This window comes from Fictibacillus sp. b24 (assembly GCF_030348825.1).
Taxonomy (GTDB): domain Bacteria; phylum Bacillota; class Bacilli; order Bacillales; family Fictibacillaceae; genus Fictibacillus.
The window spans coordinates 3,601,014-3,624,844 of sequence record NZ_JAUCES010000005.1 but is presented as its reverse complement, the minus strand read 5'-3'; the positions used below and the strand labels follow the sequence as shown (position 1 = coordinate 3,624,844).

Genomic DNA, 23,831 nt, shown 5'->3' with positions numbered 1-23,831 from the left:
GATCTCGATATCGATGAATAACGATCGCCGTATACTCATTATGACTTCCGTATCAGCAGAGAGGGACGCTATTTTAAGAGGGTTGGGGACAGATGCGAGAATTGATGTAGTCTTAGCTGGTGTCGGACCGATCTCAGCTGGCATTCAGACAACGAAAGCATTGCTGACGAATGACTATGACTTAGTAATTAATATGGGAATTGCTGGAGGATTTCGTGGTAAAGCGGAAGTCGGTTCACTCGTAATTGCTGATGAGATCGTATCCGCTGATCTTGGAGCCGAATCTCCTGATGGATTCATCACTTTAGACGAACTCGGTTTTGGTGCTTCAACTCGTATTAAAGCAGACAGTGAAATGGTGATGCTTTTATTAACGTCATTAAAGCTTTCAGGAGCAGCTGTTCAACTTGGCAATGTTCTTACGTTGTCTACGGTGACAGGTACTTCCGATACAACTGCAGAGCTCCTTAGACGTGAACCGAATGCAGTGGCAGAAGCGATGGAAGGATACGGAGTCGCATTAGCCGCACAGGAATTTGGAAAACCTGTACTTGAGATTCGTTCCATATCAAATCCAATCGGTCCGCGAGATCGTTCTGCTTGGCGTATGAAGGAAGCGTTCGATACACTAGAGAGAGTCAGTAAAGTTATCGCGGAGGTTTTGTTATGAGTAAAATGAGTATTGCTTTTTCACCTTGTCCGAACGACACGTTTGTTTTTCATGCATTGGTTCATGGCCTCATTCCTGGGGCTCCTGAATTTGATGTTACATATGCAGACATTAATATTACGAACGAGTTAGCTGCTGAATCAGACGAACTTGATATATTGAAAATCTCTTATGCCGCGCTTCCATATGTGTTGGACAAATATGCTTTAATACCATGTGGCGGTGCCCTTGGACGAGGCTGTGGTCCATTGGTTCTTGTTAATGAGCCAGGTGATGTTACCCCTGACATGCTATCAGGAGCAAAAGTGGCTGTTCCGAGTGAACGTTCAACAGCGTATATGCTGTTCCGTTTATGGGCGGCTCAAAATGTTCCAGGTGGAGTAGGCGAGATTATCGTAATGCCTTTTAATGAGATCATGCCCGCTGTAAAAGAAGGACGCATCGACGCAGGTCTTGTGATCCATGAAGCACGCTTTACGTACCAAAATTACGGGCTGAACCTGTTAGCTGATATGGGAAGCTGGTGGGAAGAAGATACAGGTCTGCCAATTCCATTAGGAGCCATTATCGCACGCCGTTCGCTAGATTTAGAGTCTATTAGTGAGTGGATTCGCAAATCGGTAGAGTACGCGTGGCAAAATCCTGAGGCATCAAAAGCCTACGTGATGCAGCACGCCAGTGAGCTTTCAGAAGACGTAGCGAAATCCCACATCGATCTGTATGTGAATGATTTTACCGCTGACCTTGGGGATAAAGGCTTCGAGGCGATCACGACACTCCTGAACCGTGCAAGTGAAGAAGGCATTGTGCCTAAGAAGGATTATACGGAACTACTGAAAATTTAAGAGTGGACAAATTAATTCTTAGATTGGACAAATTAGTTAATAAAACAAGAGTTAACCACTCGCGGCACCTGAGCATACCTTATAACGAGAAGAAAAATCTGTTATAAGGAGGCGCAATATGTCTAATACAAACGTATTAACACTCATTGGGGCTTTATTAGCTGGGTATTTTCTGCTTGCACTTCCACTAGGCGGTACATTTTTAGCTGCGTTCGGTCCAGCAATTAAAATTATTGCTATTCTAACTGTTCTTGTTTTTGGATTTGTTTTAATCTATTTAGGACTTCGGGATATATTAAGAAAATAGATGATATTACAAAACCCGCTGATAAGTTAGCGGGTTTTGTTTTCTTATTTTGGAAGCAATTTTTTTAGTTCATCAGTAAACTTCTCCACAAGCTCAGGCCGTCCATGAAATTGTGCAGGTGTGTTTTGGAATAGCTTAATGAACCAGCCTGTTTCTTTTTTAACTGCAACAACGGTATGATGTGTATTCAGCTCTGGAGAAAGCTCGGTTTTTCCCATAGGAATCATTCCTGCAATTGCCCTAAGGATGACCGCATCTTCGCTTAAAAAGGAAACGTTCTTCACTTTTGCATAATAAGGAGGGGTAGGGAAGCTGCTGAAAATCGGCTCCAAATGTGAATATACTTCATCAGGACCGAACGCCTGGCTTCCATCATAACCGATCATCTCACCGTCTTCTGTAAAATGATCAGCCATACCACGTGCGTTTCGCTCATTCCAAGCGTTCAAAAACTGTTGATACAAATTTCGAATTTCCTGTGTTGCCTCTATGTTCATAGCCAGTCCTCCATATGTAAATTAGTTTTAATCATCATAACAAAAAAACAGCCACCAACAAAAATGGTGACTGAATCAAATGTCATTTTTGCCTTGCAGTGGCTAGTCGATCAATTTCTTGGTCAAGCCTGCTTTGAATAGCATCTAATTTTGTAAAATCCATAGCTGCAACATAAATCTTCTCGAGATCATCATGCTTATTTTTTGCATCTGCTAAAAAGCTTATGGCTTCCTTCATTTTCTGTGTATAGCGGCCGCTGATTTCTTTAAGGCTATCAAAATATTTTTCATCAGTACCAGGTTTAATGGTCTTTGCATACATATCAACAATTGTATCTCCTTTGCGTTCAGGGAAATACTCGTGAGGAGCAGTGCTGTCAAAAATCGCAAATCCTAGCTCTCTTACTATAATCATATCGAGACTATTAGGATCGAATCCGCAATGATAAATCTCCACATCATATCCCGAAGCTTCAGCATTGGCTGCTAATTTCTTTAATAGCGTGGATTTACCTGATCCTGGCCGGCCCTTTATAAGGTACCGTTTATTCAATCCCTCTGTCAGGTTTGGAACAAAGTCTACAGCTCCCTTAGGAGTAGCGGCTCCTAAGAAACGGTGATATACGTTTGCTTGTTTATTAACTTTTTTAGAAAAAAACTTATGCATTAATTCATCGGTAAGTTTATTTGCTTTGTTATAATCCATGTTCATAATATAAATTTCTTCCCATTCATCATGAATGAGGAGTGCTTCATGAAAAGTTTCATACGCTTTTAGGAAATCAGCAGAGATTGACTCTGATAGCTGAAGAATTTCTTTTTTACTCTTTGCAAGCTTTTTTGAATCCCAAGCTTCCCCTAAGTTTACGTATTCTTCAATTGCGCCTGGAGCTTTAGGTTCAATAACGTGAGGCGCCGTGCCGTCAACGATTCCAATACTTAGTTCCCGAAGGATAACTCCGTCAATTGACCCGTTGTCAGAAGCGCAATGAATGTATTCTACATCATAGCCCTCTTCGTTCCACCTTTTGCCGATCGATTTCATTAACGTAGATTTGCCTGTACCGGGGCCGCCTTTAAGGATAAAAAGACGATCAAGACCACTAAGATTGGATGAAAATAAGTTGTGAAAACCTCTTGCCGTATTGCCGCCAGCATAATAGTTTAGAATTTTTCCAGTCAATGTTCAAAACACTCCTCTTATGTGTAGTTGTGTTTCTACAAGCATGTTATGTAAGGAGGAAAGAATAGGTGATAGCCTAAAAAAACACATTTATTATTTAAATTGTTGAAATATGATGAAATAAAAAGAAATTTTACGAATGAAGGAGTATGATTAGCAAAAGAGTAATAAATTCACCGTAAATCACATAAAATTGATTATTCTGAATATTTAAATAAAATTTAGAATGAGTTAATATGTAATTAACAAAGAAACACCACCTTTACAAAAGGAAGGCGTGATTCCAATGAAATAAGTTAGCGAAGCATATCAAATCACATCCAGATAGAAATCAGCCTGTGAAAACTGATTTCGAGATGTGTGGATATGTGGGAACGCGCAAATACACATTACGAAAGAGGTTGATTCCAATGACGTATGTGAGCGAAGCATGCTAAGATCGTGTTGCAGATGGAAATAGCCGGTGAAAACTATTTTCGCAGCATGTGGGCATGTGGGAAATTACCGAGGTAAAGGAAAAAGTAAAAAGGAAAAATAAGATCTAATGCAAGGCAATTGATTGAACGAACAATTAATTGAAGTCTAGTTATGGGACAAATAACTAGCATTTGTGTATTAGGAAGAAAGGAAAGAACGTTTAAGTGAATAAAGTGAGTTTAAGTTAAAGGCGCTGTTTATGTGATGTATACATATTCAGCGTCTTTGTTTTGTGAAACAATAGAAATATAAAGCATGATATTTATATCGTTATGGAAGATGAGGGGTTATTTTTTATGGAAACTTTACTTATTTATAAGGATGGTTCTTCTAATAAGTTTTGGAAAATAAACCAGACAGGAAACTCTTATGTCGTTACCTACGGAAAAGTGGGGACTATTGGAGCCATAAAAACAAAAACATTCGACTCCGAAGAGAAATGCCGTAAAGAAGCTGATAAACTTATCCGATCTAAGATAAAGAAAGGGTACGTCCACGCAGAATCAAGCGATTCAGTATTAAAAGATTCAACCATGACAGAAACTCTGTTTTGGGAGCTGATCGATAAATGTAAAGAAAAAGGCGATGATTCCGATGAGCAAATGGAATGGCTGATGTATCAGCTCTCAAAAAGACCTGTAAAAGACATCATCATGTTTGATGTTATATTGAATACATACTATACAAAGTCATACACATCTGATTTATGGGCTGCAGCATACATCATAATGGGAGGATGTTCTGATGATTGTTTTGATTATTTTAGAGCTTTTCTGCTATACCTCGGAAAAGAAGCTTACGAGGCTGCTATAAAGAATCCTGAGTCACTGCTGCCTTATTTAAAACTAATAGAAGAGCAAGAAGAAATACCGCAGCTTGAAGAGCTATTGTCTGTTGCGTGTGAAGCATATGAAGAAAAAACTGGCCAAGATTTTGAAGAGTACCAAGACTTATATGACAAGTTAACCAACGAAAATCAAAGCGAACCACCAGAAATTGAATTTGATTGGGATGAAGATGATGAAGAAGGACTAAGAAAAAAGTTTCCCCTTTTATGGGAAGCTTTTGGAGAAAGGCCAATTGAGTACTAATTCAATCACATAAAAATCAAAACTCACCATCAATTTTAGAAGGTGAGTTTTTTTATAAATGATACTTTTCTAAAAGGTTGTAGGTTATGAAATTTTTTCCTTCACTGCAAGTTGATTGTAGTGGATGATGCGAGACTCATGCGGGACAAGCGGTCAGGTGAGACACTTATACGTTAAACGTACGAATGTGGCTCACCGCCTGCCCCGCGGAAAGCGAGCATCTGGAACGGAAATCAACTACTAACAAGTGCATACGAAAACAGCTTTTTAAAAAAATACGCCTCAAGTCCTAGAACACATTACTTCTCGAAGCCATGGTGATTTTAGGAAGGTTTCGATAAGGTAATAATAGAAACATATTATATATGAACAATTTTTATTTAAAACGAAACTCTCAAACTTGTACGAACGTATGAATAAAAAAGAGTTTATGTCAGGAGTCGATTACAATGAACGGATTTTTAGCCTTTTTTATCCGCATGTTTGTTGCCATTCCAGCTTCAGCAGGAGTATGGCTGGCTAGTATTATCGGATATGACCAGACTTACCTCATGTCGTCAGGAATTGCAGTAGCCGGTGGCGCTGCCGCATACACAGCAACGGGACTTCTTCAAAAGCAGCGATTCCTCAGTGAACATCAATTATCGAGAAGAGAATATAAATACATCAGAAAAAATTTAGACGAAGCGAAGCCTAAGATCTATCGGCTGCAAAAAGCATTGCTTTCTGTCCGAGACCTTCCCACATTAAAACAAAGAGCCGATCTTGTTCGTGTAGTAAGGAAGATACAAAGCTTAACTCAGAAAGAACCACGACGTTTTTATTTAGCGGAACAGTTTTATTTTTCACATTTGGATTCAGCGGTTGAACTCACTGAAAAGTATATGTTTTTATCATCACAGCCGCGAAAGACGAAGGAGTTAACCCAATCGTTAGTGGAGACAAAAAGAACGCTCGACGAACTGAAAGAGTATATCGAAAAGGATTTATACCAGGTTTTGTCAAATGATATAGATGACCTGCATTATGAAATCGATGTGGCGAAGTACTCCATTAAGTCTCTGAAAGATTCACAATCCATAAAAAAGGCAGGAGATATAAATGAAAGAAAATAATGCACCGCGCATTTATAATACAGATGAACCAGCAAATCTAATGGATGACTTGCTGGCAAATCCTTTTGGTGATAAGCAAGAATCTGCAGTTCCAGCGAGTGAGAATAAGCAGGTTCGGTTAATAGATGTGCTACCAGAAGAAAACAAGGAAAAAGCTTATCAGTTAGCAAAACAGATTGACCCTACTAATCACCAGACGATGATTACGTATGGTGCACCGGCTCAGGCAAAGCTGCATTCCTTTTCAAATACGATGCTCGAGCACGTGAAAAAGAAAGATACAGGACAGATCGGTGAAATCATTGGAGATTTGATGAGAAAGCTTCAAGATGTTAATCCTGAAGAACTAAAGTCAAACAAACCAACGTTAATCGGACGCATGTTCGGAAAGCTTTCAGGCTCTGTTCAAGAAGTTCTTTCGAAGTATCAAAAAACAGGCGCTCAGATTGACCGCATTTCTGTTAAGCTGGACGGAAGCAAAAATGTGCTCATGTCTGATATCGTCATGCTTGAAAAGCTGTACGATAATAATAAAGAGTACTTCCAGGCACTGAATGTCTACATCGCAGCTGGGGAATTAAAGTTAGATGAGCTTAATCAAGTTACGATTCCTGAGATGAGAAAAGTAGCAGAACAGACGAACGATCAAATGAAGTTTCAGGAAGTTAACGATATGGTACAGTTTGCTGACCGCTTAGATAAGCGAGTTCATGACTTGAAACTAAGCCGTGAAATCACGATTCAGAGTGCACCGCAGATTCGACTCATTCAAAACACGAATCAAGCACTTGTTGAAAAAATACAGTCATCAATCATGACGGCGATTCCGCTATGGAAAAACCAAGTAGCCATTGCTCTGACGTTGATCAGACAGCGAAATGCTGTAGAGGCTCAAAAACAGGTATCCAAAACGACGAACGAGCTTTTACTAAAAAATGCAGAGATGCTAAAAACGAATACGATTGAAACCGCTAAAGAAAACGAACGAGGCTTAATTGATATTGAGACGCTGAAGAAGACGCAAGAAAATCTTCTTTCAACACTCGAGGAAACCCTTCGTATACAAGAAGAAGGGCGTATGAAGAGACGTCTTGCTGAAGAAGAGCTGGCAACGATGGAGATTGGGTTAAGACAGAAGCTGCTAGAAATTAAAGGTGAATAATTAAAGAAGGAGCTAATTCCATTTTATGCGGATTAGCTCCTTCGTTTTGTTATGCTGTGAAAATTTATGAAGCCTTCACTTCAACCTCATCTAATGCTGAATGTGTACGGCTTAAGCTGCTTAAAGCCATTCCGACTGCCGTACCAACTAAAGCTGGAAGAATCCACTGTAACCCCATAGAAGATAGAGGGAGGATGTCTTTCATCACTTGTACTGGACCTAGATCTACTCCGAATGCAGCCAAACCGTCCATCAAGGCGAATACTCCTGTAAATAGAACCGCACTGCCGTACACTTTTTTTGGATTTTTAAAGAAACGATTAAAAAACGTAAGTGCAATTAATACGATCGTTAATGGATAGGCTGTGACCAAAAACGGTACCGACACTTTAAGAATTTGGTTCAGTCCTAGATTTGATAGAGTAAAACTTACTAGTGTAACGAGTAAGACTACCGTTTTGTAGCTGACACTTGGAATTAATTTTGAAAAGTACTGACCGCATGCTGTCGTTAAACCAACAACTGTAGTAAAGCAAGCTAATGTAAAAATAAAGCCAAGCAGAGCTGTTCCGCTTTTACCTAGTAAAAGAGTGGAAGCTGCAGAAAGAATGTCCGTACCATTTTCAAAAGTACCGGCTGCAGCCATCTTTCCGCCGATTAATCCTAAGCTGACATAAACAAGTGTTAGCAACGTACCCGCAATCAAACCTGCTTTTAGTGTGTAGTTGGTTAATTGCTTTCGATCCTGAACGCCTCTTTGCTGAATCGCCGTAAGTATAACAATACCAAAAGCGAGAGCAGCAAGAGCATCCATTGTGTTGTACCCTTCAATGAAACCTTTTGAAAAAGCTCCGGATTGATAGTTAGCAGATGGTGATTGAAGTGGAGCATCAAGTTTAAAAAACCCTACCGTACAAAGAACAACCATCGATAAGAGAAGAGTTGGTGTAATCCAGCGTCCCATATATTTCTCCATTTTTGATGGATTAAGGCTGACTGCATAAACCAGTGCGAAAAAAGTAACCGTGAATAATAAAAGAATAAGTGCTGCATTCGAATTATTGCTCAAGAACGGTTTAAGCCCCATTTCATAAGCAACGTTTGCATTTCTCGGAATGGCTAGGAATGGCCCGATACTTAAGTAGATGACTACCATAAAGACGGTGCTGAAAACGGGATGTACGCGATTGCCTATCGTTTGAACGCCTCCTTTTACAAGGGAAACGGCAAATAATACGGCAAAAGGAAGTCCGACTCCTGTCAGAATAAAGCCTGCCATCGCAAGCCAGTATGAGGATCCTGCCTCAGCTCCCAAAAATGGAGGGAAGATGAGATTTCCTGCTCCAAAAAACATTGAAAATAACATAAGTCCAATAAAAACGGTGTCCATCTTTCTCATAAGTAATCTCTCCTTTTATTGTTTTAAAACATAAAAAAACCCGCCCCTATAGAAGGGACGAGTTATCGCTCGCGTTACCACCCTAATTCCGCAGCTCATGAAAAGCTTACGGCACTCAGTCAACGTACAAACATACGTGTTCCCTTGTAACGGCGGACGGCCCGTCAAAGCTTACATGTCAGCTTTGCATCTCAGAGATGATTTTCGGATAAGAACTGAACATCGGCTTTCACCAAGCGCCGATTCTCTGGGGAACAGTGATCAAATCTTACTCTTTCTCGTCATTGATTTTAATATTAATTGTAAATTTATCACCCTAAAAGAAGAAAGTCAACAACAAATTCAGAAAACATTGAAAAGTTGAAACAGTCAGTGTCAATTCCATCTGCTTCTACACAATGACCCAGCGTAAGATAATAATTTATAAAAATAAGCCCATCACAACGGTGTTATGATATGTTCCTCTAATAAAATTATCCTTCTTCAACAAACCTTCCTTCTCAAAACCCAGCTTCTTATAAAGATCAATCGCCTTCGTATTATTTTCATTCGTTACGAGACTAATTTTCTTTGTAATTCCATTTTGTCTTGCCCACATCACAAACTCATTCATTAAAGCTGTTCCCAATCCCATGCCTGTGTATTTTTTTGAAACTACAATACCAAGTGTTCCTACATGTTTGGTTCGTTCTTTTTGTGAGGAGTTAATGGTTGCAATGCCAATAATTTTAGAATCGATCGTAGCAAGCAGCATGATAGAATTCGGTTCCTGTGAAGTGGCTGTGATGTAGTCTTTATAATCTTTAAGCTCTCGTTTAAATTCATTTGCTCCAAAGGATAGATAATCACTTTCACCGCCAACCACGTTATAAAAGTCAATCATGTTTTGAGCATCATCACTCGTGGCTTTGCGTATATAGACGTTATTAAGGTTGCGCATAATTTCAGCTTCTTTCTTCTATGTATAAATTAAATATAACCTACTATTCTATTCGTGATACAAGCTAAAGATCCATGATTTTTTGATTAAATTTTTTAACAAAGTTGTAATGCAACTCCTGTTCCCTTGCATAGAATATGAGGATTTGTTATTTCACTAAAGAACAGGAGAGAAAGAATGAAAACGAAAAAGATATGGATTGGATTACTCATGTTTTGTTTTATGTTCTTACTAGTGCAACCAGCAAAAGCAGCAGCGTCATCTTTAATTATCATAAACAAATCGACAAACCAGCTAGCGTATTTCGAGAATAATAAATTATCAAAGGTATTTAAAGTAGCAACAGGTAAACTGCCATCTTATACACCAGAAGGAAAGTTCAAAATCGTAAACAAAATCACAAACCGGCCTTATTATACAGGTAACATCCCAGGGGGAGATCCTCGAAATCCGTTAGGCAATAGATGGCTCGGATTAAACGCTAGAGGAACTTGGGGAACAACTTATGCGATCCATGGGAACAACAACGCGAATTCGATTGGTAAATATGTAAGCGCAGGCTGTATTCGCATGTACAATAATGAGGTTCAATGGCTGTATGCCAGAATAACCGTAAATACACCAGTGGTCATTACGACTTCAGGCAAAACATTTCCTGCGCTGGCTGCAGCAAATGGATACAAAATTACGAACGGTTCAACTGTACCTGTTGTTTCAGTGGTAAATTTGAAAAAGGGTAGCCGTGGCGCAGAAGTTATGGAGCTTCAACGCAGACTTACTAGCTTAGGATACAATACAAAAGGAATTGACGGCGTATTTGGAGCAAATACAGATGCGGCTGTGCGTCAGTTTCAGAAAGCTAAGAAGCTAACAGTAGATGGAATTGTAGGACCAGCGACTAAAAAGGCATTGGGGATGTTTTAAATATTAATTAAGATCAGCCTTTAGTAAAAGGCTGATTTTTTTGTGACAAGTTTAAATATTCCGTTGACACCTTTAGAAATATCCAATAAAATGAGAAACGATATTGATAATCATTTTCAATTAAATGATACGCTTTAAATAAATTATTAAACAACTGTTTAAAGGAGGGCGAAACAAGTGTCTAGACTATATGCTGAACATTTACAAATATCATATGGTGAACGAGACATAGTAAAAGATCTTAACATTTCCATTCCAGACGGGAAGATAACGACAATCATCGGACCGAATGGCTGCGGAAAATCGACGGTTTTGAAAACGTTGTCGCGTATACTTAACCCAAAATCAGGTGTTGTTTATCTGGATGGTAAAGCCGTTAGCAAAGAATCTACGAAAAAAATCGCGCAAAAGATGGCCATATTGCCACAGTCACCTGATTCTCCAGAAGGGCTTACGGTTGGAGAACTTGTTTCTTACGGAAGGTTTCCTTATCAAAAAGGTTTTGGCAAGCTTTCCAAACGTGATTTTGAAGTCATTGACTGGGCTTTAGAAGTTACAGGAGTTTTAGAATTCAAAGAGCGCGCAGTAGATGCTCTTTCAGGTGGTCAGCGCCAACGTGTATGGATTGCGATGGCATTAGCTCAAGAAACGGATATTATCTTACTTGATGAACCGACTACATATTTGGATCTATCTCATCAGCTAGAAGTTCTTGAGTTGTTGCACCAGTTGAATCGAGATGAGAATAGAACCATCGTAATGGTTATTCATGATTTGAACCATGCAGCTCGTTTTGCTCACCATATGGTCGCAATGAAAGACGGATCCATCTTAAAAGAAGATACGGCTGAAGAGGTAATGACCCGTACGGTCCTGCGAAATGTCTTTAACATTGATGCTGAAATTGGCTTAGATCCAAGAACGAGAAAGCCTGTATGTTTAACGTATGATCTCATCAAGAATGTTAAATTGGTTGAAAACTTGGCGTAAGTATTCGCCTTTCTTTTTTACAGTTAATTGAGAATGATTTTTATTTAACAAATATAGGGGGATAACAAAATGAAAAGAACAACAAAACAATTACTCGTTAGCTTTATGACATTACTTTTGGTGTTTGTACTAGCAGCATGCGGTAATAAATCAGAAGAAGGTGCAAGTTCAGGGGAGAAGGATTCTCCAAAGAATGAAACAAGAATCTATAAAGACGAGAAAGGTAAAGAAATAGAAGTGCCAGCTGAACCGAAACGTGTTGCAATGCTGGCTGCTACATATGCTGGTAATTTGCTAGATTTAGGCATTACTCCGGTTGCTGTTAATGAATATCCAAAACAAAATAAATTCTTCGGTAACAAACTAGACAAAGCTGAAGTGGTTACAGCTGATTCTTATGAAAAATTATTAGAATTAGATCCTGACTTGATCATCACGTATTCTGATGATAAAAACATCAAGAAATACGAAGAAATTGCTCCAACCGTAACAATGACATATGACAAGTATGATTACATGGAACAGCATGTTGAAATCGGTAAAATGGTTAATAAAGAAAAAGAAGCAAAGACTTGGGTTGAAGAGTGGAAGAAGAAAGCAGCTGACGCTCGTGAAAAAGTAAAGTCAGCAATCGGTGAAGACAAGACGTTCATGGTTATGGAAGCATACGGTAAAGATATGTATGTTTACGGTAAGAACTGGGGTCGTGGAACAGAAGTTATCTATCAAGCTCTTGAACTTAAAGCTCCTAAAAAATTAGAAGAAGATGTTTTCGGTCCAGGATGGAAAGCTATTTCTACAGAAGTAATCCCTACTTACGCTGGAGACTATATTTTTGTTGGATCAGGTGCTGGTAATCCAGACAATTCATTCATGGAGTCAGATGTGTGGAAAGAGCTACCGGCAGTTAAGAATGGTAACGCAATTAAGTTTGATTCAGAATCTTTTTATTTTAATGATCCAATTTCTCTAGAAAAAGAATTAGACATTATTGTTGAAGAGTTAACGAAAAAGAAATAAAAAGCTTTTAAAAAAGGGAAAACGCCATGTTCAAAACAAAAATCAAGCTCATAAAAGATAATAAAGTGTATTCGAGACCAGCAGTGGGTTCAGCGATTCTTTTGATGGGGTTCGCTCTACTCTTGTTAAGTATTGGGCTTGCGATATCAGTTGGCGCAGCCAAGATCAACTTTCTTACGGTTTGGAATTCTATCCTAAACTATGATCCTACGAGGGAAGCTGACCGTATCATTGTAAGTCTCCGATTACCAAGGGAGCTTGGTGCAGCAATTGTTGGTGCTGGGTTTGCAGTAAGTGGGGCAATTATGCAAGGGATGACCCGAAATCCGTTAGCAGATCCTGGTTTGCTTGGTTTGAACGCGGGTGCAAGTTTAGCACTTGCATGTGTATTTGCTTTTAACACAGGAGCAAACTATCTTACGGTCATGGTTATTTCCTTTATAGGTGCAGGAATTGGTGCAGCGATGGTATTTGGATTAGGTTCAATGAGCCGAGGTGGATTAACGCCGATTCGAATTACGCTTGCTGGTGCCGCCGTTTCTGCACTGCTTTCTTCGTTGGGAGAAGGGATTGCTTTATACTTTAAGCTTTCTCAAGACCTTGCTTTTTGGACAGCCGGCGGGGTATCCGGAACCAACTGGGAACAGTTAAAAATCATTGTACCTGTTGTCATTGTTGGGATTGCGGTTGCTGTTATGTTCTCAAGGCAGCTAACGATTCTGAGCTTTGGTGAAGAAGTGGCAAAAGGTTTAGGTCAGCGGACTTTATTAACAAAATGTATTCTGATGACTGTCGTATTAATCCTAGCCGGCGCGGCAGTTTCCCTTGTTGGTGCCATCGCCTTTGTCGGTCTGATGGTCCCTCATATTGTGCGATTTTTAGTGGGAACCGATTATCGCTGGATCATTCCTTGTTCTGCGATCTTTGGAAGTGTGCTGATGGTTTTAGCGGATACATTTGCTAGAACGGTAAACGCTCCATATGAAACACCAGTTGGTGCAGTAGTTGCCATGATCGGTGTTCCTTTCTTCCTTTACCTTGCAAGAAAGGGAGGGAGAAAACTGTCATGATGAATGCGCGTCAGATTAAGAGAGTAAGAGTAGCAACGTTTGCAGCGATTTCTTTGTTGATAGCCATTTTTATTGTAAGTGTGGCAACTGGTTTTGCTTCATTAACTCCTTCAGAACTATTCCGAACGATTATTGGACAAGGAACACCGAGAGAGAATCTAATTCTTTTTGAGTTTAGGTTACCACGCATATTTGTTGCAATCCTTGCGGGGATGGGGCTCGCAGTGTCTGGTGCTATCCTGCAAAGTATTACGAAGAACCCGCTTTCAGATCCTGGTATTTTAGGAATTAATGCTGGTTCTGGTCTGATGGTTGTGGTGTACATCATGTTTTTTACGGTAGAATCATCGAGTTTTCTATACGTGTTGCCGCTATTTGCTTTAGCAGGCGGATTGGCAACAGCTGCTGTCATTTATGTGATGTCTTATAAAAAAGGCGAAGGTGTTGAACCAACGAGGCTAGTTTTAGTCGGTGTTGGATTGGCTGCAGCGCTATATGGGGCAACATTAACGTTATCAACACGATTAGATATGGAAGACTACTCATTCATGGCGAACTGGATGGCGGGTAGAATATGGGGTGATGATTGGATATTTGTTCTGTCGTTGCTGCCATGGATACTGTTGCTCGTTCCATATACGATGTTTAAGTCCAATGTGCTAAACACATTGAACCTGCATGAGAATGTTTCAGTTGGTGTTGGCGTGAATGTAGGAAGAGAAAGAATTCTTCTGATCATGGTTGCGGTAGCGCTTGCTTCAGCATCAGTAGCGGTTAGTGGCGGAATTGCTTTTGTAGGACTCATGTCTCCTCATATCGCCAGATCACTCGTTGGTCCGCGTCATCAAGCGTTCCTTCCTGTTGCAGCGTTAATAGGAGCTATTCTTTTGCTTGCAGCAGACACGATAGGAAGAGTCATCTTAGATCCAAGCGGCATCCCTGCTGGAATCATCGTAACCATCATTGGTGCACCGTACTTTATGTACCTTTTGGCAAAAAAATAAGAAGTGAAAATCAGTCCTTCATTATAGGGCTGATTTTTTTATTTTTTTAAAAACTTTTTCCACGCCCCACGGTCTAATATATAGGTAAGGGGTTAGGAGGCGAGAAGTTGGAGACAGAAAATTTAGTGAAGAAAGCCATTAAAGGGAATGATGAGGCGTTTTTGCAGTTAATTCAGACCTATAAAGTAGATTTATATAAAACAGCAATATCTTTTCTGCGTAATGAAGGTGATGCACTCGAAGCTATTCAAGAAGTCACATACAGGGCGTATAAAGGGATCAGGAAGTTAAAGAAATCTTCCTATTTTAAGACTTGGCTCATGCGAATTATGATTAATTATTGCAATGATCAGTTGAAAAGCAAAAAACGGATTGTAAAAAATGATGAGATGTTGAACTCATTAGGAGTCTCAGAGAATCATACGGAGATTGAATTAAGGGATGCCATGCTTGGCCTCGACGAAAGGTCACGTGAAATTCTCACGTTAAAATATTTTCATGATTTGAAAATTAAAGACATTGCGGATACGCTGCAATGTCCGGAAGGTACTGTGAAAACATGGCTCAATAAAGCGTTAAGATCGCTGCGGGAAAAGCTTGAAGAGAAAGGAGGTAATCTAGATGTTTGAAAAAGAAGAAGAAAAATTGAGCGACTTAAAGAAAGAATTTGATGACATCCCCATTTCACTAAATTCTATCGATAACGCCATTATGGCAGGGTTTCAAAAGGCAAAATCCGAAGAACGAAAATACAGCCGAAAGAAAAGAAACATTTATAGTTTCATAGCAGCAGCACTATTACTAATAGGAATATTTTCTTCCATTCGTATATCTCCTGCATTTGCAAGCTACATGGCAGAGATTCCGGGTATGGAAAGGATCGTGAATATGATTCGCGATGATAAAGGAAGAATGGCAGCTGTTGAACATAAGTACTATCAGGAACAAGGTGCTTCTGATAAAAAGGATGGTTTAAAAGTTACCATTGATGGAACGATATCAGACGAAATGGGTATTGTACTGTTTTACACCATTGAATCAAAAGAAAAGTTGAAAGAAATTATGTTTGATAACGTTAAGATTAGAGCGAAAGACGGAATGGTTTTGGATGAAGCGTTTAATACTTTAGGTGATTTCCACTCATCTGATAAAGGAGAGAATACTTTTAGCGGTGAAATTGAATATTTCTTTGAAGTTCCCATTGCTCCAACAGAATACATTGTTGATCTTGAGATAAAAAACAAAAAATTTTCTATTCCGTTTTCGTTAAAAGAGTTTAAAGAAAAGAAGGAATACGCTGTACATCAAACGATGGAACTAGAGGGGCAAAAGATTAACATTGAAAAAGTAACGATATATCCGCTAAGAGCTGCAGTAAAGCTAAAAATGGATCCTAGCAATAAAAAACAAATTCTTCAGCTTGAGGATTTGCGAATTGTTGATGAGAACAATGAAGTGTGGGGAGGAATTACGAATGGAATTACTGCATCGGGTGATAAAGATTCAGAGCAAGAAATCTACCTCCAAAGTAACTATTTTAAAGAACCGAAAGAATTATATCTAGTTTTAAATACAGCTCAAGCAATTGACAAAGACAATGCAGTCGTCGTGGTAGATACAGAAAAGATGAAGATCTTAAAACAGCCTGCTGGAAACAAACTTAGTAACGCCAGAAAAGAAAACGGGCAACTTGTTTTTGATCTTTCTGTTAAGAAGAGCAAAAATTATTCAGTGATGGGCTTCGGTACGATTAGAGATTCAAAAGGGCAGGAGATCCAATCACATGCCCAATCTATGAGTGCTGATGAAGAATCAAATACGAAGCAAGTTGGAATAGAACTTCCGATTATAAAGGCTGAACAAAATCCAATAACAATAGAACTAGATTTTTATCCTTTGTGGATTAAAGGCAACGAGAAGATAAAAGTTAAATGATCTATTACAGGTGGCCTTTACTAAAGGCTGCCTTTTTTGCGTTAACTCTCTCAACGCTCTATAATTCAAGTCAGTAGTTCAAGAAGAGGTGATTGTAATGAGACTGGATCATACAGGAATTGCGGTAAGAAGAATAGATGAAGCGATAGAATTTTATACAAACGTTTTAGGCGGTAAGCTGACGGAACGATACACGAGTGAAAAGCCTGGTGTTGAGACGCATATCGCCGTGATTGAGCTTGAGAATCAAGTCATCGAACTGCTTGAGCCAACAAGTAAAACTTCACCGATTGAGCGTTTTATACGCCAAAAGGGAAAAGGAGTTCATCATCTCGCTTATGAGGTGGATGATCTGCTTCAAACGATTGAAGAGTTTGAGAGCAGGGGCTATACCTTTTTAAAAGATACGTTTCGTACCAATCCTTATGGCAGACGATTAATATATATGAATCCCGCGTATTCGCAGGGGCAAATTATTGAACTGTGTGATTATCCAGAAAAGAAGAAGGAGAGCTAACTTGAAAAAGTCAGTTCTCTTTTTGCCTTTTCATGTGAACCAAATTTCTTTACAATGAATTATAAGAATATTCTGTAAAGGGTGATGATATGAAATGGACTGCTGATCTGGAACAATTTCCGTACCCGTTTAAGGGCTCAACCTACCGCTATTCCAACAACTCCATCCCGATGCATAAACCCATTAGCGTTGAGGTCACCTCAGATTATAAAAAAGAAATGCTTCTAAAGAGGAATCTTTTAACTTATCATCCTGAACGCTGCTATCAATCACTTCCGCATACCATGACAGGACAGTGGGAAATCGTTGAACTTGTTATTGACCATCTCGCAGCACATTATCCGAATCAATTTTCAGTAGAGAAAAGGAATACAATTTGGATTTTTTCTAATAAGATTTTGGACGATAAAATAGAATTCGTCTTTGGTGATGAAAAGTCACTGCCGTGTGAGCCGTTAGCTTTTATAAGCCATCATGTGCAAGAGGATTTAATTCTAATGATGCAGCGTGACGGTGACTTGTATCTAGATGCAGGGCAGCTTTGTTTTCCTGCGAACTGGTCGCTTGCCTTTAACTTAGGTATGAAGTTCAAAAGCATCCACCATCCCATTCCAGGCTTCAAAGAAGAAGGATTGGACGATCGGATTTTACAGTTTCTAATGAGATTAGAAGCAGGGAACCCATGGGAACGGAAAAATTGGTCACTGATGGCAGGTGACAGGCTGGATACTTCACTAGAAACCTTTGATCAATGGGGTCAGCTTCGTAAACAAGTTACAAAAGAAAATGCAGGAAAGCTTGTTCATATTCGAGTAGAAGTTCAGAAGTTATTCAGATTGCCGCGAACTAACAGCATACTTTTTACCATTCACACGCATTTACTGCCTTTAGAACAGCTGGCTGCAAATTCGGAGTGGCTGCAGCAGTTTTATGATATTCTTTCTGAACTTCCTTCACACATTGCTGATTACAAAGGTATTTCCCTTTATAAAGATGCGGTGTTGGATTACTTGGAAAAACAGCTGGAACGAGTGAGAGCCACATGAAAAATGAAGCTGTTTTTATCAATGGAAAAAGAAAGTATATTTTTTGTGGAGATGATCAAGGTTTAAAACTGTTAAGCAGCGTGATGGAAAAGGTAAATGAAGAAGGGCTGACTCATGAACGGTTTCTTCTCTCAGATTTTAAAATGTCCTTGTTGGAAGATTTCTTGAAATCTCAAAAGATGGGCACCTTTCTCTACGTGGCATTACCATCTTCAGAGCTTCAGCAATTTCTTAAAGCTGTAGAGGATATCGGTTTTTCAGATGAAGACGTGCAATACATTGGATATGGGGAGGAAAAATTTTCTGTGTTTTGCTGCCGTTGTCATGAAATCAACACGTCCAATAATGAGCAGAAAAGGCTGTATTGTCATCGCTGTGGTTTAGAACTTGAAGTTTCAGACCATTATTCTGCCATGCACGACGCATTCCTAGGCTATGTTGCAAAACTATAGGAGGTGGGCTTAATTGTATAAAGAGGCTACATTATCAGTTCAAATCACCTCTATTGTGCAAGAGACGGAGCATGTTAAGAAGTATATCCTAGCTCCGGCAAAGGGAAATAAACTTCCACGATTTAGTGGTGGTTCGCATATCTCAACTTACCTTGAAACAGCAAATGGATTAGTAGTTCGGCAATATTCGCTAACTAGTCATCCCGACGAAACTTCACAATATGAGATAGCCGTTCGTTTGAGTGAGGATTCTAAAGGGGGATCACGTTTCTGGCATCAATCAATGAAAGTTGGAGACAGTCTGCACATCAGTTATCCAAAAAATCATTTTCCGCTCAGTTTTAAAGCAAGGCATCATGTTTTTTATGCGGCTGGAATAGGAATTACTCCATTTCTATCAATGATGCATGAACTTATGACCAAAGGATTCTCTTTCGAACTTCATTACGCTTCCAAATCAAAACAAAATTGTCCGTTTTATGAGTTTTTAACGAAGCATTATTCTGGGCAATGTCATTTTTATTTCTCAGAAGAAAACCACCGTATGTCTACTTCATCTCTAGAAAATCACCCCATCGGCACTCATGTGTATTTTTGTGGTCCTGAATCTTTTATAGAACAATTTTTAAAAGCGGCCAGAGATTTAGGCTATCCTAAAAAGTCTGTACACCAAGAAAGATTTTCACCACCTCAGCTTAAACGTGTAAAGCCCTTTAAGATTTCACTCAAAAGTGGAAAAGAAATACGGGTAGATAAAAAGCAAACATTATTAGATGCTCTACTGCAGCAGGGTTTGAATGTTCCTTATTCATGTAGAGTTGGACGATGCGGAACGTGTGAACTGCCGGTCTCAGAAGGGGAAATCGATCATTATGATTTCTTTCTTAGTGAGGATCAACAAAATGCCCAGAATTGTATTTTAGCCTGTGTTTCACGAGCAAGGTCAGATAAACTAGTGATTGAGATTGAATAAGTTAGTGTTAGAGAGGTTCTATGTAAGGGAAAAATGGGGAGTAATCAATTGATCATGAAACAAAGATTGGTAGATTAGCTTTAATCGTGTAATTTTAGGGTATATTGAATCCATACCGTTCTTGCTGTAAGCTTATATTAAACAAAAGTTAGACAGGATGTATGAATGATGTACCTTACGATAAAAGAAACGGCTGAATACTTGTCAATGCCAGAGGCGGTCGTAGAGAGTCTTATTCAACAGAATAAGATTCGTGCTATTTTTGACGGGAATCAGCATCTTATTAATAAAGAGCAGTTCAATACACATTTTGAGCAGCTTGAAAAATATAAGAAGATGGTTGAGGAATACTTGAGTGAACCCATTCCTGAAGATTGGGATGCAAAAGACGAAGACTAAATTTACGATAAAAAAGGGTAGATGGGGAGAGTGGGAAAGAAATGCATAGAGATAAGGCGCTGCATTCTTTTTTAATTGAAAAAACATGGCAGCTGACGGAAGATTGGTACCGATCAATTGATAAATCACAGGCCACAGGGGTATATGCTTCCACTAATCCCGAAACAATTAAAACGCTTAAAGAGCAAAATCATGAATTTCATGTACATTTTTGTGAGGTATTTGTAACAGAAGAAAATAAATTCCTAAAAGATTTTGAAAAATGGGTGCTTATGATTGCTCAAGATGATGAGCACTTGAACACACCCGTTACAGTTATCATGAAAGAATTTTTCAATGTCCAAAAACAATACCTTCTTCTAATAAAAGAATTCGTTAGCCTTCATAAAGGAGAATACTCTCAAACCACTATTGATGCTTGGAACAACATTACCATAGAAACTTTTAATAAAATCGTCACGTGGTTTGTTGAGGAAAACCAAAAATACAGTCAGGAAAAATTAATTGCACAGCAAGAAATGATTCACGAATTAAGTTCACCAGTTATTGCACTTAATAATCATATGGGGCTGTTGCCGTTAATTGGGATCATTGATACGCAAAGAGCAAAGCTGATCGTGGAAAATACACTAGAACAGTGCACGGAAAAAGAAATTACGCATCTGTTCATCGATCTTTCTGGTGTCTTGATTATTGATACGATGGTGGCTCAGCAAATCTTCTCACTTATCGAAACACTAGGCCTAATTGGAGTGAAGTGTACGTTATCTGGAATTCGACCAGAAATTGCTTTAACTGCAGTTCAGCTAGGTCTATCCTTTGAAAAAGTTTCAATTAAATCGAGTTTGGCTCAAGCGATTGGTTCACAACAATAAAAAATGAATGTCAAAAAACCAGGGAAACCTGGTTTTTTGTATTGTTTGGCATGTGTTCAAGCTTCCTTCTCATAAACTGCAGTGTATGTCAGTTACTTAAGAGGGTGTTGAAGTTGGATAACTTTAAAGGATTAACGGGGGAAATTGTCTTACCGGGTGACGAAAAGTATGAAGAAGCACGGCAAGAGTGGAACAGAGCAATTCAAAAGTTCCCCAGTATTATTGTTTATTGTTGTAGTTATGAGGATGTTAGCAATGCGATAAAGTGGGCGCAAAAGCACAGTGCTGATATTCGAATTCGTTCTGGCGGACATCATTACGAAGGATACTCAATTGGTAATGGTGTGTTAGTCATTGATATAAGTCGTTTAAATGCTGTGATTGTTGATGAAAAACGAAATCTAGTAACAATGCAGGCAGGAATTCAAAACAAAGATTTGTACGATGCTGTCGGATCAAAAGGCTATCCGTTTCCTGGAGGGACGTGTCCAACTGTAGGGGTTAGCGGTTTTGTTCTTGGAGCAGGATGGGGATTCTCTAGCAGGTTATATGGTTTAGGCTGTGATAGCTTGGTGGAACTTGAGATGATCAATTATAAAGGTGAACGATTAAAAGTGAACAATAAAGAAAACAGCGATCTATTTTGGGCGTGCAAAGGAGCAGGTGGAGGGAATTTTGGAGTAATGGTTTCTATGACATTTAAGCTCCCGCCAAAGGTAGATCAAGTAACGTTGTTCCAGTTATACAAACCAAATGCCACAACAAAAGAACAAAGGGAATTTTTAAGAATATGGCAAAAGTGGCTGGTCAATTTAGATAATCGAATGACACTCAATACGAGCTTGTACAACTCTTCTTCTGAAGGTCTAGCTATTTATGGCAGAGGATTTTTTTATGGAACAAAGGAACAGACAGAAAAGCTTCTGAAGGTATATAAAAAGATAGAAGGCTTACAAATCTCAGCAAAGTCTTTAACTTTCTTAGAAGCTGTTCGGGAAATAGAGTCAACGTATCCTCCTTATGAAAAATTTAAATCAACAGGCCGTTTTGTTTATAAAGAGTATGACAGAGAAGAATTAGAGGCAATCGTAAGTCTTGTGAGAAAGCCTGCTAAAGGTTCAGTTTATGCAGCACTTACTGTGTATTCAATGGGTGGCCAGATTCGGAAGGTGAGCAAAACAGATACCGCTTTTTATTATCGAAAAGCCCGTTATATATTAGGTATCCAATCCGTATGGGAAGATCCGCTCGTTGCCAAAGAAAATAAAAAATGGGTAGAAAAAAGATTTAACTATTTAGAGACAATCACAAAAGGTTCTTTTGTAAACTTTCCATATCGCGATCTAAAAAATTATCAAAAAGCGTATTTTGGGAGAAATGTTGAGAGACTTCAAAGAATAAATAAAAAGTATGACCCGAGAAGCGTGTTTTCTTTTCCACAATCCATTCGTTGAGATAAACTAGAAGTAGAGATTTGTATAAAAAGGAGTTTTTTTTTTGAAGATATTGAAGTTTCTATTCTTCATTGCTGTACTTGCTTCTATCTATTATTTAATAACATTGGAATGGAAAAAGAGAAATACACCATTGCCGACAGAACTGCATCCTATTGTTGCTGAAAATAGAGATATCCTTATTCAAAGAGCTGCTTCAAAAGGAATTAACATTGTGATTACTGATGATTTTCGTTCTGCAGAAGAGCAGGATCGATTATATGCGCAAGGACGATCAAAAGAAGGGACAATCGTTACCCATGTAGAGGGTGGAGAATCTTATCATAATTATGGTTTAGCCATAGATTTCGCCTTAAAGTTGGATGACGGTACCGTTGTTTGGGACCTAGAACGCGATGGTAATCAAAATGGGAAATCGGATTGGATGGAAGTGGTTCAAATTGCAAAGGAAAGAGGCTTCGAGTGGGGTGGAGATTGGAGTGGTTTCAAGGATTATCCACATTTGGAGATGGACTTTGGGTTGAGTATTCGGGAGTTGCAATACGGAGAAAGACCACCTAAAACAAAAGAATAAAATATCAGGAGACTTAGGCTAAGCTTAAGTCTTTTTTTAGTGCAAAAGTATCGTTAAAGGAACACAATGATAGATTAATATTAGTTTATTTTTGGTAAATAAGGGTATTAAGAATGTGGAAAAAACTTACTAATTTATTAGGTACTCCTACTTAGATGTTATTAAGATGTTAGGACTAAAGTAAGTAAAACAGCTTATGGAGGTACAGGTCATGAGTTTTTCAGACACGTTAAATGACATTTACCGCAGTTTGGCAAGCAGCTCTGCTGATATAGATGAAAAAATAGCAAGGCTGCAGCGAGCTAAAAGTGAAATTGTTCAAGAACAAAATATAAGTCAGCAGGAGATACGCCGAATTCTTGAGCCTGAGCTTGGAACTTTGTGGACGGGAAACAGAGCAAGAGCGTTTGACGACTCTAGGGAAGAAGCTCACCGTACAATGCAGGGAATTGTAAATGAAGATTATAGTGATTACCAACAATCGATTGATATGAAAATTACCCTCCTTCGTGCGGAGAGAAGCGCACTAGATGGGTTAAGCCATATGGCAAATGAAGCGAGTGAACTGTTGAATAAGGGAGAAGAAGCTTTTGAAGAGTTAGGAAATAAACTTGATGATCTGAAAAGGAGGTTATTCTAGTGCAGACAATTAAACTCCAATTTGAAGACGTAATTCAGCAGTTATCAAATGCTCAGCGTGCCTTGGATGCTCTTACCCTGCCAAATCCTTCTGCAGCAGCACTGGGAAAGAATGAGCTACAGTTTACAAACGAATGGTTAGAGCGAGAAGGCAATCTTCATAACATGATTCTTGAGTATATGAACGTTGTAACGAAAAATATTGAAGATACGAAAGCGAATGTTGAAATATTGAAGAATCAGGACCAAGCAATTTTTAGGAATAAGTAAAGA

27 protein-coding genes and 1 other annotated feature are annotated in these 23,831 nt (G+C 38.9%); of the genes, 23 read left to right on the top strand and 4 right to left on the bottom strand.

Going from position 1 to position 23,831, the window contains the following annotated elements; all coding sequences use genetic code 11:
• Window positions 1-13: 13 nt before the first annotated feature.
• From QUF49_RS19055 to QUF49_RS19045, 3 genes are all read left to right on the top strand, one after another.
• Window positions 14-670 (top strand): futalosine hydrolase, encoded by a 657-nt coding sequence (locus tag QUF49_RS19055; protein WP_289497262.1) that lies wholly within the window; start codon window positions 14-16, stop codon window positions 668-670.
• A gap of 5 nt (window positions 671-675) precedes the next feature.
• Complete coding sequence (locus QUF49_RS19050; protein WP_289497709.1) at window positions 676-1,515, top strand: 1,4-dihydroxy-6-naphthoate synthase; 840 nt, start codon at window positions 676-678, stop codon at window positions 1,513-1,515.
• A 118-nt stretch (window positions 1,516-1,633) separates the two neighbouring features.
• A complete protein-coding gene (locus QUF49_RS19045) occupies window positions 1,634-1,822 on the top strand; it encodes a hypothetical protein (RefSeq protein WP_289497261.1) in 189 nt (62 codons plus the stop codon).
• 44 nt (window positions 1,823-1,866) lie between these two features.
• On the opposite strand, the gene QUF49_RS19040 is transcribed toward QUF49_RS19045, so the two are convergent.
• Both QUF49_RS19040 and QUF49_RS19035 read right to left on the bottom strand, forming a co-directional pair.
• Window positions 1,867-2,319 carry an SgcJ/EcaC family oxidoreductase gene (locus tag QUF49_RS19040; protein ID WP_289497260.1) on the bottom strand — a complete coding sequence of 151 codons (453 nt, stop codon included), beginning with the start codon at window positions 2,317-2,319 and terminating at the stop codon, window positions 1,867-1,869.
• Window positions 2,320-2,401: 82 nt separating this feature from the next.
• Window positions 2,402-3,502, bottom strand: coding sequence for a PRK06851 family protein (locus QUF49_RS19035; protein ID WP_289497259.1), 1,101 nt, complete (start codon window positions 3,500-3,502; stop codon window positions 2,402-2,404).
• A 773-nt stretch (window positions 3,503-4,275) separates the two neighbouring features.
• Between QUF49_RS19035 and QUF49_RS19030 the strand changes: the two genes are divergently transcribed.
• The 3 genes from QUF49_RS19030 (at window position 4,276) to QUF49_RS19020 (ending at window position 7,347) form a co-directional block, all read left to right on the top strand.
• A complete protein-coding gene (locus QUF49_RS19030) occupies window positions 4,276-5,070 on the top strand; it encodes a DUF4240 domain-containing protein (protein WP_289497258.1) in 795 nt (264 codons plus the stop codon).
• Window positions 5,071-5,519: 449 nt separating this feature from the next.
• A complete protein-coding gene (locus QUF49_RS19025; protein WP_289497257.1) occupies window positions 5,520-6,185 on the top strand; it encodes a 5-bromo-4-chloroindolyl phosphate hydrolysis family protein in 666 nt (221 codons plus the stop codon).
• Complete coding sequence (locus QUF49_RS19020) at window positions 6,172-7,347, top strand: toxic anion resistance protein (RefSeq protein ID WP_289497255.1); 1,176 nt, start codon at window positions 6,172-6,174, stop codon at window positions 7,345-7,347. Before QUF49_RS19025 ends, QUF49_RS19020 begins: the two co-directional genes overlap by 14 nt.
• Before the next feature lie 64 nt (window positions 7,348-7,411).
• Here the strand turns inward: QUF49_RS19020 and brnQ are convergent, their stop codons facing one another.
• Both brnQ and QUF49_RS19010 read right to left on the bottom strand, forming a co-directional pair.
• Window positions 7,412-8,746, bottom strand: a complete 1,335-nt coding sequence (brnQ, locus tag QUF49_RS19015) for a branched-chain amino acid transport system II carrier protein (protein ID WP_289497254.1) — start codon at window positions 8,744-8,746, stop codon at window positions 7,412-7,414.
• 50 nt (window positions 8,747-8,796) lie between these two features.
• Window positions 8,797-9,040: a binding site (T-box leader), on the bottom strand.
• A 127-nt stretch (window positions 9,041-9,167) separates the two neighbouring features.
• The gene (locus QUF49_RS19010; RefSeq protein ID WP_289497253.1) at window positions 9,168-9,686 is read right to left on the bottom strand and encodes a GNAT family N-acetyltransferase; all 519 of its coding nucleotides are present in this window, start codon (window positions 9,684-9,686) and stop codon (window positions 9,168-9,170) included.
• A gap of 177 nt (window positions 9,687-9,863) precedes the next feature.
• Here QUF49_RS19010 and QUF49_RS19005 point away from each other — a divergent pair, with 177 nt between their 5' ends.
• The 17 genes from QUF49_RS19005 (at window position 9,864) to QUF49_RS18925 (ending at window position 23,828) form a co-directional block, all read left to right on the top strand.
• Window positions 9,864-10,610, top strand: coding sequence for a L,D-transpeptidase family protein (locus tag QUF49_RS19005; RefSeq protein ID WP_425590483.1), 747 nt, complete (start codon window positions 9,864-9,866; stop codon window positions 10,608-10,610).
• Window positions 10,611-10,787: 177 nt separating this feature from the next.
• Window positions 10,788-11,600 carry an ABC transporter ATP-binding protein gene (locus QUF49_RS19000; protein WP_289497252.1) on the top strand — a complete coding sequence of 271 codons (813 nt, stop codon included), beginning with the start codon at window positions 10,788-10,790 and terminating at the stop codon, window positions 11,598-11,600.
• Window positions 11,601-11,669: 69 nt separating this feature from the next.
• Entirely contained in the window at window positions 11,670-12,620 is a 951-nt protein-coding gene (locus tag QUF49_RS18995) for an iron-hydroxamate ABC transporter substrate-binding protein (RefSeq protein WP_289497251.1), read from the top strand.
• Window positions 12,621-12,646: 26 nt separating this feature from the next.
• Entirely contained in the window at window positions 12,647-13,690 is a 1,044-nt protein-coding gene (locus QUF49_RS18990) for a FecCD family ABC transporter permease (protein WP_289497250.1), read from the top strand.
• A complete protein-coding gene (locus tag QUF49_RS18985; protein ID WP_289497248.1) occupies window positions 13,687-14,694 on the top strand; it encodes a FecCD family ABC transporter permease in 1,008 nt (335 codons plus the stop codon). The genes QUF49_RS18990 and QUF49_RS18985 overlap by 4 nt, the downstream gene beginning before the upstream one ends.
• 107 nt (window positions 14,695-14,801) lie before the next feature.
• On the top strand, window positions 14,802-15,323 hold the full coding sequence (locus QUF49_RS18980; RefSeq protein ID WP_289497247.1) for a sigma-70 family RNA polymerase sigma factor: 522 nt from the start codon (window positions 14,802-14,804) through the stop codon (window positions 15,321-15,323).
• A complete protein-coding gene (locus QUF49_RS18975; RefSeq protein WP_289497246.1) occupies window positions 15,316-16,629 on the top strand; it encodes a DUF4179 domain-containing protein in 1,314 nt (437 codons plus the stop codon). The genes QUF49_RS18980 and QUF49_RS18975 overlap by 8 nt, the downstream gene beginning before the upstream one ends.
• A gap of 97 nt (window positions 16,630-16,726) precedes the next feature.
• A complete protein-coding gene (locus tag QUF49_RS18970; protein WP_289497245.1) occupies window positions 16,727-17,146 on the top strand; it encodes a VOC family protein in 420 nt (139 codons plus the stop codon).
• A gap of 89 nt (window positions 17,147-17,235) precedes the next feature.
• Window positions 17,236-18,192 carry a heme-dependent oxidative N-demethylase family protein gene (locus QUF49_RS18965; RefSeq protein WP_289497244.1) on the top strand — a complete coding sequence of 319 codons (957 nt, stop codon included), beginning with the start codon at window positions 17,236-17,238 and terminating at the stop codon, window positions 18,190-18,192.
• Complete coding sequence (locus QUF49_RS18960; RefSeq protein ID WP_289497243.1) at window positions 18,189-18,644, top strand: dimethylamine monooxygenase subunit DmmA family protein; 456 nt, start codon at window positions 18,189-18,191, stop codon at window positions 18,642-18,644. Before QUF49_RS18965 ends, QUF49_RS18960 begins: the two co-directional genes overlap by 4 nt.
• Window positions 18,645-18,657: 13 nt before the next feature.
• A complete protein-coding gene (locus tag QUF49_RS18955; protein WP_289497242.1) occupies window positions 18,658-19,617 on the top strand; it encodes a PDR/VanB family oxidoreductase in 960 nt (319 codons plus the stop codon).
• Window positions 19,618-19,785: 168 nt separating this feature from the next.
• Window positions 19,786-20,016, top strand: a complete 231-nt coding sequence (locus tag QUF49_RS18950) for an excisionase family DNA-binding protein (RefSeq protein WP_289497241.1) — start codon at window positions 19,786-19,788, stop codon at window positions 20,014-20,016.
• 41 nt (window positions 20,017-20,057) lie between these two features.
• Complete coding sequence (locus QUF49_RS18945; RefSeq protein ID WP_289497240.1) at window positions 20,058-20,891, top strand: STAS domain-containing protein; 834 nt, start codon at window positions 20,058-20,060, stop codon at window positions 20,889-20,891.
• A 107-nt stretch (window positions 20,892-20,998) separates the two neighbouring features.
• The gene (locus tag QUF49_RS18940) at window positions 20,999-22,345 is read left to right on the top strand and encodes an FAD-dependent oxidoreductase (protein WP_425590508.1); all 1,347 of its coding nucleotides are present in this window, start codon (window positions 20,999-21,001) and stop codon (window positions 22,343-22,345) included.
• A 43-nt stretch (window positions 22,346-22,388) separates the two neighbouring features.
• Window positions 22,389-22,919, top strand: coding sequence for a M15 family metallopeptidase (locus tag QUF49_RS18935; protein ID WP_425590482.1), 531 nt, complete (start codon window positions 22,389-22,391; stop codon window positions 22,917-22,919).
• A gap of 211 nt (window positions 22,920-23,130) precedes the next feature.
• Window positions 23,131-23,559, top strand: coding sequence for a YwqH-like family protein (locus QUF49_RS18930; RefSeq protein WP_289497238.1), 429 nt, complete (start codon window positions 23,131-23,133; stop codon window positions 23,557-23,559).
• On the top strand, window positions 23,559-23,828 hold the full coding sequence (locus QUF49_RS18925; RefSeq protein WP_289497237.1) for a YwqI/YxiC family protein: 270 nt from the start codon (window positions 23,559-23,561) through the stop codon (window positions 23,826-23,828). Before QUF49_RS18930 ends, QUF49_RS18925 begins: the two co-directional genes overlap by 1 nt.
• Window positions 23,829-23,831: the final 3 nt, after the last annotated feature.

Bases quoted from the DNA above. Each gene is read 5' to 3' on its own strand.
- QUF49_RS19055 (WP_289497262.1), top strand. From the start codon at position 14: ATGAATAACGATCGCCGTATACTCATTATGACTTCCGTATCAGCAGAG.
- QUF49_RS19050 (WP_289497709.1), top strand. From the start codon at position 676: ATGAGTATTGCTTTTTCACCTTGTCCGAACGACACGTTTGTTTTTCAT.
- QUF49_RS19045 (WP_289497261.1), top strand. From the start codon at position 1,634: ATGTCTAATACAAACGTATTAACACTCATTGGGGCTTTATTAGCTGGG.
- QUF49_RS19040 (WP_289497260.1), bottom strand. From the start codon at position 2,319: ATGAACATAGAGGCAACACAGGAAATTCGAAATTTGTATCAACAGTTT.
- QUF49_RS19030 (WP_289497258.1), top strand. From the start codon at position 4,276: ATGGAAACTTTACTTATTTATAAGGATGGTTCTTCTAATAAGTTTTGG.
- QUF49_RS19025 (WP_289497257.1), top strand. From the start codon at position 5,520: ATGAACGGATTTTTAGCCTTTTTTATCCGCATGTTTGTTGCCATTCCA.
- QUF49_RS19020 (WP_289497255.1), top strand. From the start codon at position 6,172: ATGAAAGAAAATAATGCACCGCGCATTTATAATACAGATGAACCAGCA.
- brnQ (WP_289497254.1), bottom strand. From the start codon at position 8,746: ATGAGAAAGATGGACACCGTTTTTATTGGACTTATGTTATTTTCAATG.
- QUF49_RS19010 (WP_289497253.1), bottom strand. From the start codon at position 9,686: ATGCGCAACCTTAATAACGTCTATATACGCAAAGCCACGAGTGATGAT.
- QUF49_RS19005 (WP_425590483.1), top strand. From the start codon at position 9,864: ATGAAAACGAAAAAGATATGGATTGGATTACTCATGTTTTGTTTTATG.
- QUF49_RS18995 (WP_289497251.1), top strand. From the start codon at position 11,670: ATGAAAAGAACAACAAAACAATTACTCGTTAGCTTTATGACATTACTT.
- QUF49_RS18990 (WP_289497250.1), top strand. From the start codon at position 12,647: ATGTTCAAAACAAAAATCAAGCTCATAAAAGATAATAAAGTGTATTCG.
- QUF49_RS18985 (WP_289497248.1), top strand. From the start codon at position 13,687: ATGATGAATGCGCGTCAGATTAAGAGAGTAAGAGTAGCAACGTTTGCA.
- QUF49_RS18975 (WP_289497246.1), top strand. From the start codon at position 15,316: ATGTTTGAAAAAGAAGAAGAAAAATTGAGCGACTTAAAGAAAGAATTT.
- QUF49_RS18970 (WP_289497245.1), top strand. From the start codon at position 16,727: ATGAGACTGGATCATACAGGAATTGCGGTAAGAAGAATAGATGAAGCG.
- QUF49_RS18965 (WP_289497244.1), top strand. From the start codon at position 17,236: ATGAAATGGACTGCTGATCTGGAACAATTTCCGTACCCGTTTAAGGGC.
- QUF49_RS18960 (WP_289497243.1), top strand. From the start codon at position 18,189: ATGAAAAATGAAGCTGTTTTTATCAATGGAAAAAGAAAGTATATTTTT.
- QUF49_RS18950 (WP_289497241.1), top strand. From the start codon at position 19,786: ATGTACCTTACGATAAAAGAAACGGCTGAATACTTGTCAATGCCAGAG.
- QUF49_RS18945 (WP_289497240.1), top strand. From the start codon at position 20,058: ATGCATAGAGATAAGGCGCTGCATTCTTTTTTAATTGAAAAAACATGG.
- QUF49_RS18930 (WP_289497238.1), top strand. From the start codon at position 23,131: ATGAGTTTTTCAGACACGTTAAATGACATTTACCGCAGTTTGGCAAGC.